This window comes from Phenylobacterium sp. (assembly GCF_035539035.1).
Lineage (GTDB): Bacteria > Pseudomonadota > Alphaproteobacteria > Caulobacterales > Caulobacteraceae > Phenylobacterium.
In genome coordinates this window covers 136,252-149,524 of sequence record NZ_DATLJI010000013.1, presented here as the reverse complement: position 1 = coordinate 149,524, position 13,273 = coordinate 136,252, and the positions used below count along the sequence as shown (strand labels likewise).

At 70.0% G+C, this 13,273-nt stretch carries 8 protein-coding genes; 5 read left to right on the top strand and 3 right to left on the bottom strand.

Annotation, left to right across the window (positions count from 1 at the left end; translation table 11 throughout):
• Positions 1–44: 44 nt before the first annotated feature.
• The gene (locus VM685_RS08945; RefSeq protein WP_325459918.1) at positions 45–1,340 is read left to right on the top strand and encodes a lytic murein transglycosylase; all 1,296 of its coding nucleotides are present in this window, start codon (positions 45–47) and stop codon (positions 1,338–1,340) included.
• Here VM685_RS08945 and VM685_RS08940 read toward each other — a convergent pair.
• Positions 1,337–2,653 carry an MFS transporter gene (locus VM685_RS08940; RefSeq protein ID WP_325459794.1) on the bottom strand — a complete coding sequence of 439 codons (1,317 nt, stop codon included), beginning with the start codon at positions 2,651–2,653 and terminating at the stop codon, positions 1,337–1,339. The genes VM685_RS08945 and VM685_RS08940 overlap by 4 nt on opposite strands.
• A 106-nt stretch (positions 2,654–2,759) precedes the next feature.
• On the opposite strand from VM685_RS08940, the gene motA reads away from it, so the two are divergent.
• From motA to VM685_RS08920, 4 genes are all read left to right on the top strand, one after another.
• Positions 2,760–3,629, top strand: coding sequence for a flagellar motor stator protein MotA (gene motA, locus VM685_RS08935; protein ID WP_325459793.1), 870 nt, complete (start codon positions 2,760–2,762; stop codon positions 3,627–3,629).
• Between the two features lie 174 nt (positions 3,630–3,803).
• Entirely contained in the window at positions 3,804–4,085 is a 282-nt protein-coding gene (locus tag VM685_RS08930; protein WP_325459792.1) for a hypothetical protein, read from the top strand.
• 69 nt (positions 4,086–4,154) lie between these two features.
• Entirely contained in the window at positions 4,155–5,960 is a 1,806-nt protein-coding gene (gene mnmD, locus VM685_RS08925; RefSeq protein ID WP_325459791.1) for a tRNA (5-methylaminomethyl-2-thiouridine)(34)-methyltransferase MnmD, read from the top strand.
• A 62-nt stretch (positions 5,961–6,022) separates the two neighbouring features.
• Positions 6,023–6,439: a DUF6491 family protein gene (locus VM685_RS08920; protein ID WP_325459790.1), complete on the top strand. Its 417-nt coding sequence runs from the start codon at positions 6,023–6,025 to the stop codon at positions 6,437–6,439.
• Positions 6,440–6,500: 61 nt separating this feature from the next.
• Here VM685_RS08920 and VM685_RS08915 read toward each other — a convergent pair whose 3' ends face one another.
• Positions 6,501–9,680: a TonB-dependent receptor domain-containing protein gene (locus VM685_RS08915; RefSeq protein WP_325459789.1), complete on the bottom strand. Its 3,180-nt coding sequence runs from the start codon at positions 9,678–9,680 to the stop codon at positions 6,501–6,503.
• A 424-nt stretch (positions 9,681–10,104) separates the two neighbouring features.
• Entirely contained in the window at positions 10,105–13,008 is a 2,904-nt protein-coding gene (locus VM685_RS08910; protein WP_325459788.1) for a TonB-dependent receptor plug domain-containing protein, read from the bottom strand.
• Positions 13,009–13,273 lie beyond the last annotated feature (265 nt).

The window sequence follows — 13,273 nt, the reverse complement described above, 5'->3', positions numbered from 1 at the left end:
GTTGTGACTGGGCGCCGACTCGCGGCTCACTAGATAAGGTCATGATGCGCCGTCGCTATCTTCTCGCCCTGTACGTCCTGGCCGGGTGCGCGAGCCCCGCCAACAAGGCCCTCCTGCCGACGCCCAGCGTGACGCCGCCGCCGGTCGTCGCGCCCGCGCCCGCCCCGCAGCCCGTGACCCCGCCGGTGGTCTCCGGCGACCAGGTTTTCGACGCCTGGGCGGCGGAGTTCTACGGCCGCGCCGCGAAGGCGGGCGTCTCCCGCGCCGTGCTCGACCGCGAGCTGAAGGGCCTCACCCCCGACCCCCGCGTGGGCAACCTCGACAGCCGGCAGCCCGAGTTCTCCAAGCCGATCTCGGAGTACCTGAAGGGCGTGGTCACCGGCGGCCGGGTCTCCATGGGCCAGCAGCGCCGGAGCGAGGCCTATTTCGACCGGATCGAGCAGCGCTACGGCGTGCCGCGCGAGATCCTCATGGGCGTGTGGGCGCTGGAGAGCGGCTATGGCGCGATCCAGGGCGACTACGACGTGATCCGCTCGCTCGCCACCCTGGCCGCCCAGGGCCGGCGGCGGAGCTGGGCCGAGGGCGAGCTGATCGCCGTGCTGAAGATCATCGAGTCCGGCGAGCACGCGCGCTCGCGCCTGCGCGGCTCCTGGGCCGGGGCCATGGGCCAGACCCAGTTCATCCCCACGACCTTCGCGTCCACCGCCGTGGACCACGACGGCGACGGCAAGCGCGACATCTGGGCCTCGCCGGCCGACGCCCTGGCCTCGGCGGCCAACCTGCTTTCCAAGGCGGGCTGGGTGCGCGGCCAGAGCTGGGCGCGGGAGGTCACCGTGCCCGACGGCTTCGACTGGAGCCTGACGGAGGGCCCGCGCGAGACGCCGGCCTGGTGGGTGGAGCGGGGGGTCCGGCGCGCCGACGGCCTGCCCTGGACCGACGCCGATCTCTCGGCCAAGGCCCAGCTCGTGGCGCCGACGGGCGCGCAAGGCCCGGTCTTCCTGCTGTTCCCGAACCACTTCGCGATCCGCAAGTACAACAACTCCATCGCCTATGCGCTCGGCGTCGGGCTGCTGGCGGACCGCATCGGCGGCCAGAGCGACCTCGTGAAGCCGTGGCCGGCCGAAACGCCCCTGTCCCTGGCCGACCGGATGACCGCCCAGCGGGCGCTGGCGGCGCTGGGCTTCGATCCCGGCCAGCCCGACGGCGTGGTCGGCATGGGCACGCGCACGGCGCTCCGGAACTGGCAGAAGGCCCGCGGCCTGGTGGCCGACGGCTATCTCTCACCGGAAATGGTGCAGCGGCTGAAGAGCGAGGCCCAGGCCGCCAGCGCCGCCAGCTAGGGCGCGCCGCCCTCGTCCTGCTTTTCCAGGGTGGCGATGGCCGTGTCGGCGCGCGTGGCGGGCTTCGGGTCGGCGTTGCGGAGCTGCTTGTTGCGGAAGGCGTAGACCAGCATCCCCAGCATCAGCGCCATGTTCAGCAGGAAGGGCGCCGGGTTGGAGTGCTGGTAGAGCCAGACGAAAAACGGCGCGAGCACCACATTGACCCCGTTCACCGCCGCGATCGCCCCGGCCACGCGGGCCTGCTCGCCCATGTCGACGGCGAGCGATGAGCCGGCGGTGAAGCCCGGTCGGGCGAAGCCGAAGCCGAGGCTGGAGACCGCGTAGCCGGCCACCACGGTCCAGTAGTCGGGCGACAGGGCCACCATCAGGTTGCCGAGCGCCGCCACGGCCACGCCCCACCGCAGCAGCTGGCGGGGCGTCATCTCGAACATCCGGATGATGCCCCACTGGGCCAGCAGGCCGGCCACGGCCCCGAACATCATGGCGATGGCGATGAAGCCCTGGGCCTGGGTCGGCGTGAAGTTCAGCTTGTCGATGATCAGGAAGCCGAGTGTCTGGGCCTGGGCCGTCTGGCAGACGGCGACCACGAAGCCGTAGATCAGGAACGGCGTCACCCGCGGGTCGCGCCACATGGGCGTGTCCCGCTTGGCCCCGGCGATCACCGGCCGGCGCGGGCGCGCAGCCTCCGGATCGACCTTGCCCTCCGGCAGGTAGCGCCAGACCACGAACAGCATCACCGCCGCGATGAGGGCGAAGCTGAACAGTGGCCCGGCCAGGCCCAGGATCGGGAAGATGAACAGCGGCGCGAGGAACGGCCCGATCACCGTGCCCAGGCCGAACGCGCCGGCCAGGCTGGACATCGCCTGGGTCCGCTTCTCCGGCGCGGTGCGCTCGGCGACGTAGGCCTGGGTGGCCGGGTTCGAGGCCGCGCCGAACAGGCCGAACAGGGCCCGGGCGAACAGGAAGAGGACGAAGATCACCAGGGGAGCGGCCAGGTGGCGGAGGCCGGCGCTGACCACGAAGCCGCAAGCGATCATCGAGACCATGAAGCCCGACAGTCCCACCAGCATCAGCGGCTTGCGACCATAGCGGTCCGACGCCCGCGCCCACCAGGGGGAGGACAGGGCCCACAGGAGCGCCGAGAGCGAGAAGACCGCCGCCACCATGGGGTCCGGGATGCCGATCGAGCGGCCGATGGCCGGCAGCACGCTGATCAGACCGGTGTTGCCAAGCGCCGTCGCCAGGGAGACGCCGAAGATGATCGTGAACGCCCGCTTGGAGAGGTCGCGTTGGGGGGCGGGCGGAGCGGACATGCCTTTCGCTTAGGACGCCCGCCGCGGGCGCGCAAACCCGAAAGCCGCTCACCGCCCATTAAGCATTAACGCCCATGTTCCCGAAGACTACGGGGACCCGCGAAGTATGTTTCAGATCATCGGCATCGTGCTGCTGTTCGCCCTGGTGTTCGGCAGCTACCTGATCTCAGGCGGCAACCTGGGCGTGATCATGCACGCCCTCCCTCACGAGATGATGGCCATCGGCGGTGCCGGCGTGGCGGCCTATCTGATCGGCAACTCCATGCCGGTGATCAAGGGCACCCTGTCGGGCTTCTCCAAGGTGTTCGGCGGGCCGAAGTGGAAGGCCTCCGACTATCGCGACCTGCTGAGCCTGCTGTTCCTGCTGACCAAGACCATGAAGTCCAAGGGCGTCATCGCGCTCGAGAGCCACATCGAGAACCCGAAGGAGAGCACGATCTTCTCGAGGTTCCCGAAGATCATGAAGGACCACTTCGCGGTCGACTTCATCTGCGACACGCTGCGCATGATGACCATGAACCTGGAGGATCCCCACCAGGTCGAGGACGCCATGGAGAAGCAGCTCGAGAAGCACCATCACGAGGCGATGGGGCCGCCGCACGCGCTGCAGAACCTGGCCGACGCCCTGCCGGCGCTGGGCATCGTGGCCGCCGTGCTGGGGGTCATCAAGACCATGGGCGCGATCACCGAGCCGCCCGAAGTGCTGGGCGAGATGATCGGCTCGGCCCTGGTCGGCACCTTCCTGGGCGTGTTCCTGGCTTATGGCCTGGTGGGTCCGATGGCGACCCGCATGAAGGAAGTCACCGAGGAGGAAGGCTCCTTCTACAAGATCATCCAGTCGGTCCTCGTGGCCCACCTGCACGGCAACGCCGCCCAGATCTCCGTCGAGATCGGCCGCGGCAGCGTTCCGTCCGGCGCCCAGCCCAGCTTCCTGGAGCTGGAAGAGGCCCTCAACGCGATCCCGAACGAGGCCTGATCACCGCGTCTTTCCGCCGGTCCGGCCGGAATCGGAAAGATGAAAAAAGTGATCACGGATGCGTGAATAAAGGGCTTGCCCGAGGCCCGAAGCGCGGCATATTCCTGACTCGCGCCCGGGGACTCCGCAAAGGCCCGCGGGTGTTTTGACACTCCGATCAGGGGAACCAGGGATATGACCTCCGAACTGCTCCGCAAGATGCTCGTCGCCGGCGCCGCCGTCGCCGCTCTCTCCGTCGCCGCTTGCAACAAGCCGGAAGAGAAGACCGAAGCCGCCGCCGAAACCACCACGGAAGCTCCGGCCGCCGCTCCGGCTGACGCCGCCGCGACCGCCGCTGCCGACGCTTCGGCCGCTGCTCCGGCCGCCGACGCCGCTGCCGCTCCCGCCGCCGACGCCGCTGCCGCTCCGGCTGCTCCGGCCGCCGACGCCGCCGCTGCCCCGGCCGAGAAGCACTAAGCTTCTCACGCGGAAACGCGTTACGAGAGGGCCGCTCCCCTTGGGGGCGGCCCTCTTTCTATTTGGACCATGAGCGACGACCCGAGCGCCTCCGAAAGCCCGCTCGCCTGGGGCGAGGACGGGCAGCCGCGCTCCCGCCTGTTCGGCGACGTCTACTTTTCCACCGAGGATGGCCTGGCCGAGGCCCGCGCGGTCTTCCTCCAGGGCTGCGGCCTGCCCGACGCCTGGCAGGGCCGGTCGCGCTTCGTGGTGGGCGAGCTGGGCTTCGGCACCGGCCTCAACATCCTGGCCCTTCTCGATCTCTGGCGCCGCGTCCGCGAGCCGGGCGCCCGGCTCCAGGTCTTCACCATCGAGGCCCATCCGCTCGGCCGCGACGAGGCGGCCCGCGCCCACGCCCGCTGGCCCGAGCTCACCGATCTTTCATCCCTCCTCCTGGCGCGCTGGCCCGGCCGCGCGCGCGGGCTCCATCGCTTGGACCTTCCCGAGCTCGGCGCGATCATCGACCTTGCGGTCATGGACGTGGAGCCGGCGCTGGCCGGCTGGGGCGGCCAAGCCGACGTCTGGTTCCTCGATGGCTTCTCGCCGGCGCTGAACCCCGCCATGTGGCGCGACGAGGTGATGGCCCTGGTGGGCGCGCGCTCGGCGCCGGACGCCCGGGCCGCCACCTTCACCGTCGCGGGCCAGGTCCGTCGGGCGCTCGCGGCGGCGGGCTTCCAGGTGGAGAAGAAGCCGGGCTTCGGACGCAAGCGCGAGCGCCTGGAGGCCCGCTTCCCCGGAATGCCGGCCGACATCTCGCCGCGGCGCGTGGCGATCATCGGGGGCGGGATCGCCGGCGCCGCGGCGGCCCGCGCCGTCCGCGCCCTTGGCGGCGAGACCCTGCTCCTGGAGGCCGAGCGCCTCGGCGCCGGCGGCTCCGGGAATCCCGCAGGTCTGGTGACCCCGCGGCTGGACGCCGGCCTTGGGGCGCCGGCCGAGCTCTTCGCCCAAGCGTTCCGGCGGGCCGTGACGCTCTACGAGGCCGAGACACCCGAGGCCATCGTCGCCCGCGGCGTCCTCCAGCTCGCCGCCTCGCCGCGTGACGAGCCGCGCTTCGCCCGCATCGCCCAGTCGGACTTGTTCGAGCCCGGGGCCCTACGCCTGCTGGCCCCAGCCGAGACCGGGGCGCGGCTCGGCGAGGCCGCGCCCGCGGCGCTGGCGCAAGAGACGGCGCTCGTCCTGGAGCCCGCGCCTGTCCTGGCCGCCTGGGCCGGCGAGCGCCTGCGCGCCGCCGTGGCGGCCGTGGAGCCGGACGGTGGCGGCTTCGTGCTGCGCGACGCCGCGGGCGCTTCGCTCGGCCGGTTCGATGCGGTCATCCTGGCCGCCGCCCTGGAGTCCGCGCGCCTCGCGCCCGGCCTGCCGCTGTCGCCCGTGCGGGGCCAAGCCAGCTGGGCGCGGACGGACTTGCGCGTCCCCGCCGTCGCCTGGGGCGGCTATGCGATCCCCACGCGGGACGGGGTACTGTTCGGCGCCACCCATCACCGCGGAGACGCCGCCGACGACCTCCGCTCCGCCGACCATGCCCGCAACCTCGAGACCCTTGCCGCCGCCATGCCCGGCCTCGCCCGCGGGCTGCAGGGCCTGCCGCTGGACGGCCGCGCCTCGGTGAGGGCCACCACGCCGGACCGGCTGCCGGTCGCGGGGCCAGCCGACGGTGGGCCCGACGGCCTCTTCGTGCTCACCGGCTTCGGCTCGCGGGGCCTCTCCTGGGCGCCGCTGCTGGCCGAGCATGTCGCCGCGCTGGCCATGGGCGCCCCCTCCCCGCTGCCCAGGCCGCTCGCAGCGCTCGTCGATCCCGGTCGCTTCCGCCAGCGGGCGGCGCGGCGGGGCGCTTCCTGAACCGCCGCGCCGCGGCTATATCTGGGCCGCTTCGGGCGACACCCAGCCAGGGACCGAAGGTAATGAAATCCAAGCTTTTCTGGGCCGCGCCGCTGGCCGCGCTGGCGGTCTCCGCCGCCGCCCCGCAGATCGCCGCCGCCCGCTCGCCCGTCCAGCCGGACACGCCGGAGACCAAGACGCAGCGCAGCTGCTTCTGGGCCCGCAACGCCAACGGCTTCGCCGCCGCCGACGAGAAGACCGTGAACATCCGGGTGGGCGTCAGGGACGTCTATCAGTTCGAGATGCTGGGCCGCTGCACCGACATCGACTGGTCGCAGAAGATCGCGCTGGTCTCCCGGGGCTCGTCCTCGATCTGCACCGGTCTCGACGCCGAGATCGTCACCGCCTCGCCGATCGGGCCGCAGCGCTGCCCGGTCCGCGCGGTGCGCAAGCTGACGCCCGACGAAGTGGCCGCGCTGCCCTCCCGCGCCCGGCCGTAGGCGAAAAGAAAAGGGCGCCGGACCTCGCGGCCCGGCGCCCCTCCCCCCGTTCATCCGGCGTCTAGAAGCGCTTCTGGAAGCCGATCTCGAACACCCGGCCCAGCGGATTGCCCTGGGTCAGGTCGTAGTTGTACGGCGAGGGCACGTAGGGCGGATCCTCGTCCAGCACGTTCTGGATGCTGAAGGTGACCACCGTGTCCCACGGCGCCTCCCAGCGCGCGATCAGGTCGTGCTGCCAGTAGTCGTCGGACTTGCCCACCGCTTCCAGCCGCCGGCCGCCGCAGGCGTTGGTCGGACAGGCCGCGCCCGCCGCCGGGACGGTCGTGGCGCTCGCATCCGGCACGGTGATGAAGAACGGCGAGCCGAAGGCCGGCGAGGTCCCCTCCGCGTACCGCATCTGCCAGCGCAGCGTCAGAGGCCCGCGGTTGAAGGTGGCGAAGCCGTTGGCCTTGAGCTGCGGATACGAGAAGAAGTCGTTCAGGACGTCGTGGAGACCCGCGCGGTCTTCCGCCGGGGCGATGACGATGTCGGCGTCCTCGCGCAGGCTGATGGCGCCGCGCTTGTACTCGATCAGGTAGGTGATCTCGCCGCCCACCGACCAGCTGGCGTCGAACCAGCCGTCCCAGGCGTACTGGGCGCGGGCCTCGATGCCGGAGGTGTCGGTGGTCGGCCCGTTCACCGCGAAGCTGCGCAGGCGCGCCACGTTGCCCGCGCCGCAGGCGCCGGCGAAGGTGAAGCGGGCCTGCAGCGCCGCGAAGGCGGGGTCGTTGCAGCGCACGTTGGTGTTGTTCGGGAACATGGTCGCGTAGAGGCGCGACCCGCTCTCCTCGATGATCTCTTCCTTGAACTTGAAGTTGAAGTAGTCGACCGTCGCGGAGAAGCCGCCCAGCTCGACGATGGCGCCGATGTTGAAGGTGTCGGCCTTCTCCGGCTTGAGGTCCGGGTTGCCGCAGCTCTGGAACGCCCGGTAGGCCGAGCCCAGCACCCGCACGCCGTTGTTGCAGTTCGGGCCGGTGAGGCCCGGACCCGGCGCCCGGAAGGTCGTGCTGGCGCTGCCGCGCACCGCCAGGAAGTCCGTCAGCTGCCACTTCACCGCGATCTTCGGGTTGGTCGTGGAGCCGATGTTGCCCTGGTAGTCCTCGTGCCGGATGGCGAAGTTCACGTTCAGGGCGTCGGTGACCGGGAACTGCAGCTCCCCGAACACCGCCTTCACGTTGGCGTCGTCGTCACGGTCGGTGTTGGAGCCGAAGAACACCAGCGGGCCGGTCTCGTCGGCGCAGGCCGCACGGTCCGGGCAGGGGTTCTCGTCCGCGTTGAACAGGGCGCCGTACTTCCGGATCTCACGGTTGTAGCGGTACTGCGCGCCCGCGGCCCAGGCCACCGGCCCGCCGCCGAGCTCGAAGCCGGTCTCGCCGGAGAACACCGTGTCCAGCACCAGGATCTGGTTGGTGAGGACGTTGGTGTAGTTGCCGTAGAGCCAGCGGACCACCTGCGGGTCGTTGGCGACCGCGGCGTTGAAGAACGGGTTAGCCGCTCCGTTCACCGCGCTCGTCTGCACCCCGTTGGTGAACGGGTTGAAGAAGTAGCAGCCCAGGGCGGCGTTGCCGGCGCCGGTGGTGAAGTTGCCCGTCTCGCCGGCCGTGCACCCGTTCGGATCGTCCGCCTTGGCGCCGAAGCCGCGCAGGGCGAGCTGCAGGTTGCGGACCAGCAGGTCGTTCGTGTTCGAGGTGTTCTTCTGCTCCATGTAGGTGATGGCGGTGTCGTAGTTGATGCCGCCGAAGATGGAGCCCTTGAAGCCGCCGGAGATGCGGTAGGCGTCGTTCACGATGGTCTGGTGGTCGGCCTTGTCCGGATTGGTCGGGTGGCCGGCGAAGGCGATGGCCCGCCAGCCGAGCTGGACGATGTCCACCCCGCGCGCGCCGCCCGGAGCCCCGGGCTGGGCCCCGGTGGTCGAGAAGGCGCCGGCGCGGATGGCGGCGCACTCGGCGGCGGTGAGCGGCGCCCGGCAGTCGTTGACCAGCGCCAGCAGGCCCGGGTTGGTCACCGGCACGTTGAACGGCACCGACAGGTTGGGGCCGCTCGCCGCGCTCGGCGAGAACGAGGTGCCGCCGTCGGACACCCGCGACGGATACTGCGCCGTCAGGTTGGCCGGCGACAGGCGCTGCATCGGGATGTCGTTGCGCGACCAGGCCACCTCGCCGTGGAAGGCCACGTTCTCGGACAGGTCGAAGTTGACCTCGCCGTAGAGCTGGTAGTGGTCCTCCTCGTTCACCAGGTCGTTGAAGTTGGAGAACTGGAAGCGGCAGGTCGTAGCCGTGCCCGAGGTCGCCGGCAGCTGCGGGCCGGTCGGCACCGCGAAGGCCACCGTGGGAGTCTGGTTGGGCTGGCCCGCCAGCGGGTTCTGGTAGGTGATGGTGCGGGTCAGGGTGCCACCCAGCTCCTCGCAGCCATTGTCGCGGAACGGGGTCGCGCCGGCCACGAAGAAGCCGGGGTTGGACGCGCCGGTGAAGCCCGCCGCGCCGGAGGACCCGGCGAAGTCGAACGGCTTCAGCGCGTAGTCGCGCTCATGGATGTCCAGGCGCGAGCGGTGGCGGTAGCCGCCGGTCAGCAGGACGTTGCCGTTCTCGAACGTCTTGCCCCAGGCGACGTTGGCGTTCCAATCGCCGTCCGAGCCGTCGATGAAGGCGTATTCCGCGTCCATCTCCAGTCCGTCGAGGTCCCGGCGGGTGATGAAGTTGACCACCCCGCCGATGGCGTCCGAGCCGTAGGTCGCTGCCGCGCCATCCTTCAGGATCTCGATCCGGCCCACGGCCGAGGTCGGGATGAAGTTGAGGTTGGCGCCGCCGCCCTGGAAGGCCGCCACCGGACTGTCCGCGAGACGCCGCCCATTCATCAGAGTGAGCGTGCGCGAGGCGCCGAAGCCGCGCAGGTTGATGGTCGCCGTGCCGGCGCCGCCGTTGTAGCGGTTGGACTCGCCGAGCGAGGCCTGCGAGGCGGTGATGGTCTTCACCAGCTGGACGACGGTGGGCGAGCCCTGCTCCTGCAGGTCCTCGGTCGAGAGGACGTCCACCGGAAGGGCGGCGTCCTCAGGCGTTCCGGCGATGAATGAGCCGGTGACCACCACCTCCTCGACCTCAGCGGCGCGGGGGGCGGCGGTCTGGGCGACGGCCGGAGCGGCCAGGCCCAGGATCATGGCGACGGTCACGACGGAGCCGCCGCAGAAATATCTGCTCTTCAACATGTTCGGGTTTCCCTCCCCAATCGAGACCTCGCTCCCATCTGACGCAGGAGCTTTCGGCCCTAAACGGAGGGATCATCCGGCAGCTTCGCCGCCAGCGCTAGGGTTTTTCGGGTTCGAAACATAACAATGTGCGTTCAGCCGATGAATGACGTCAGGCATGTTAAGTCATTGATTTGACGACGTACGCTTCGCGGCGCCCTAACGTCAGGCGTACTCGGCCTTCGATAACGCGACCGTGAGAGGACGCGACGTCAACGTACTTCAGCTTCGAAAACAGCCCCGCTGAGAAACGGCGGTTGGCATACCCATGTTTCGGATTGGGCGTGACGCAGGCCTCTGTTGCAGAAATGACGCTCGCGGCGGCCAAACGAAAAGGGCGCCGCCGCGATGCGGCGACGCCCTCCCCGAAAGTCGCGGATCGGTCTCAGAACCGCTTGCGGACCCCAATCTTGTAGGTCCGGCCGTACGGATTGCCGACGAACGGGTCGTAGCTCAGCTCGAGCCGCGCGGCGGACGGATCGCGGTCGAACACGTTGAACACCGAGGCGGTGATCGTCGTGTCGCCCGCCAGTTGCAGCCGGTAATTCAGGTCGAGCGTATAGAAGTCCTCGACCTTCTTGCCGAACTGGATCGGCGTCAGGGCGCCGGTGGCGTCCTGCACGCTGATGGGCGCGCGGTTGTCGATCACCCCGTCGATGAAGGTGACGTCGGCCCGCAGATTGTGCGGCCCGCGCTCGTACTCGGCATAGGCGTTGGCGCGCCAGTCCGAGATCGTGCCCGGCAGCCTGTCGTAGTTGGCGAAGCCCCGCGCATCGTAACCCGCCGCCACGAAGACGCCGTTGAAGCGGAACTCGTCGAACTCGTATTCGAGATAGTAGCTCGCCGAGGCGCCCAGGCGGGCGGAGCCGCCCAGGATGTCGTCAAGCCGGAAGTCCACCGAGCCGTCGATGCCGGAGACATCGATCTGCGGTCCGTTCACGGTATCGGACCGCACGCGCGCGATGTCGTTGCCGACCGTCACGCCCTGGGTGCAGGTGTTGTTGTTGTTGAAGGTGATCAGGCTGCGCAGGGCGGCCGAGCAGTTGACCAGCTGGGTGCCGTTGCCGGGACCCGCCACGGCGCTGGCGATGACGTTGGCCGGGACCGAGGTGATCTGGTCCTCGATCTTGAAGCTCCAGTAGTCGACGATGGCGCGGAAGCCGCCCGTCTCGAAGATCGCGCCCACGCTGTAGGTCAGGGCCTTCTCCGGCCCGACCGCCGGGTTGCCGACGAAGTCGACCGACTTGAAGTTGTTACCCGCGGCCACGATGCCGGACAGGCCGGTGGGGCCGGTCGGAGACCGGTTGGCCGGCGTGGGCCCGCGGAAGGTGGTGCCCACCGACGCGCGGAACGCCAGCTGGTCCATCGCCTGCCACTTCAGGGCCAGCTTCGGGTTGGTCGTGGAGCCGGTCTGGCCGCCGTAGTCCTCGAAGCGCACCGCCAGCTGAGCGTTCAGCGTGTCGGTGATGGGGAGGTTGGTTTCGGCGAACAGCGCATACACCGAGTCCTCCAGGGACGTCGGCCGGCTCTGGCCGAGGAAGATGTACGGACCGGTGGGGAAGGCGCAGTTGGTCTGGCCCACAACCGGGCACGGCGTGACCCGGGCGTCCTGGAAGTCGCTCATGGGCCGGGAGTCGAACTCGGTCGTGCGGTACTGGGCGCCGGCCGCCCAGCCGATCGGGCCGCCGCCGAGCTCGATCGGCAGCTCGCCGTTGAAGACCACGTCGGCGACGAACAGGCTCTGGCGCTGGCGGGTGACCTGGGCGTCGAACAGCCAGCCCACGAGCGCCGGGTCATTGGCATTGGCGGCCACGAAGCCCGGGTTGGTCAGCCCGAGCGCCGGGTTGCCCGCGTAGGCGTTCGAGAACGGATTGAAGTACTGGCAGCCGTTCGCGCCGGGGGTCGTGCCCGTGCAGTTCGCCCCGCCGAGACCGTTGAGCGCCCGCTGCAGGCGGTCGATCAGGATGTCGGTCGTCCGCTGGGTGTTGCGGGTCTGGGAGTAGGTCAGCGCCACGTCATAGCCGACGCCGCCGAGGATCTCGCCGGTCACGCCGCCCGAGATCCGGTAGATGTCGTACTCGCGCGAGCCGATCTGCCCGCCGCCGTCGGTCGCGGGGTTGCCGCCGGCGCCGAGCGGCCGGAAGAGCGTCAGCGAGACGTTGCTGGTCGCCGCGATGGCGCCCGCCGAGAGGCCGGCCTGCTGCAGGGCGGTCAGCACGCCCGGGTTCGAGCGCGGGGCCGTGAACACGCCCACGCTCCCCGGTCCGTTCGGCCCCGACGTCGGCGGATAGGACGGCGAGAACCGGATGTTGGGGATGCTGGTCTTTGCGTAGTGCGCCTCGACGTGGAAGCGCGTGTTCTCGTTGAGGTCGTAGTTCGCCTCCCCGTAGAGTTGGTAGCGGTCCTCGTCCTCGATCAGGTTGTCGAAGGGAACGTAGGTGAAGTAGCAGGCCGGCGTCGTCCCCGAGAAGCCGGCGAAGCCGCCCAGCGCCGTGCAGTTGGCGTCGCGCTGGACCCCGGCCACCGGGGTCGCCCCATTGCGCGGCAGGAACGACGGCGGCTGCCCCAGGACGGAGTACCCGGAGGGGTTCACCGTGTACGGCTGGTTGGCCCAGTCGCGCTCTGTGCTGCGCAGCTCGGAACGGTGCTGGTAGCCGGCGCTGATCAGGATGTTGCCGGTGTCGCCGGCCCAGCCCCACAGCACGCCGGCGTTGTAGTCGCCGTCGGATCCCGGCACGTAGCGGTAGTCGGCGCTCGCCTCCAGGCCCGAGAAGTTCTTGCGGGTGATGAAGTTGACCACGCCGCCGATGGCGTCGGACCCGTAGGTGGCCGCGGCGCCCTCCTTCAGGACCTCGACGCGGCCGATGGCGCCCACGGGCAGCAGGTTGGTGTCCACCCCGCCGCTGCCGGCGCCGGCGGACGGCACAGTGCGCCGGCCGTTCAGGAGGACCAGCGTACGCAGGCTGCCGAGACCGCGCAGGTTCACGGTGCCCGCGCCGACCTGGCCCTGGGCGCTGGTGGAGAACTGGTTGGTGTCGCCCAGCACCGGCCCGCTCACGGGCAGGCTCTTGATCAGGTCGACCGTGCTCGGGGAGCCGCGGCGCTGGAGTTCATCGACCCCGATGACCTCGACGGGGAGCGCGGCGTCCTCGGGCGTTCCGCGGATGAAGGAGCCGGTGACCACCACCTCCTCAACCTGCGAGTCCTGGGCGGCGGCCTGCGGCGCACAGGCGAGTGAAAAGGCGACGGCGAGCGCAGAGCCGCCGCAGAGAAATTGCGCTTTCAACATGCAGTCCTTCCCTAGTCGCGAAGCCCCGACGATCCAGGCCGACGGTTTCAAGCTCGCGAGCAGAGTGACTTCTGCGCCTGGCAGCACGGCTCCGGAAGGCAAAATCGCGGATCTGTCGAAACGATCTCGTGATGGTGCGCCACATCTGCAACACTTTGAACAATAACGATATTTTTTAGCACGACCACGCAGAACCGTACTGCATATTCTAATTTCACCGGTCAGGTATCGGCGTTGTTCGAGTTTCTGTTGAAAGTCAGCCCTC

Bases quoted from the DNA above. Each gene is read 5' to 3' on its own strand.
- VM685_RS08920 (WP_325459790.1), top strand. From the start codon at position 6,023: ATGAAATCCAAGCTTTTCTGGGCCGCGCCGCTGGCCGCGCTGGCGGTC.
- VM685_RS08945 (WP_325459918.1), top strand. From the start codon at position 45: ATGCGCCGTCGCTATCTTCTCGCCCTGTACGTCCTGGCCGGGTGCGCG.
- VM685_RS08940 (WP_325459794.1), bottom strand. From the start codon at position 2,653: ATGTCCGCTCCGCCCGCCCCCCAACGCGACCTCTCCAAGCGGGCGTTC.
- motA (WP_325459793.1), top strand. From the start codon at position 2,760: ATGTTTCAGATCATCGGCATCGTGCTGCTGTTCGCCCTGGTGTTCGGC.
- VM685_RS08910 (WP_325459788.1), bottom strand. From the start codon at position 13,008: ATGTTGAAAGCGCAATTTCTCTGCGGCGGCTCTGCGCTCGCCGTCGCC.
- mnmD (WP_325459791.1), top strand. From the start codon at position 4,155: ATGAGCGACGACCCGAGCGCCTCCGAAAGCCCGCTCGCCTGGGGCGAG.
- VM685_RS08930 (WP_325459792.1), top strand. From the start codon at position 3,804: ATGACCTCCGAACTGCTCCGCAAGATGCTCGTCGCCGGCGCCGCCGTC.
- VM685_RS08915 (WP_325459789.1), bottom strand. From the start codon at position 9,680: ATGTTGAAGAGCAGATATTTCTGCGGCGGCTCCGTCGTGACCGTCGCC.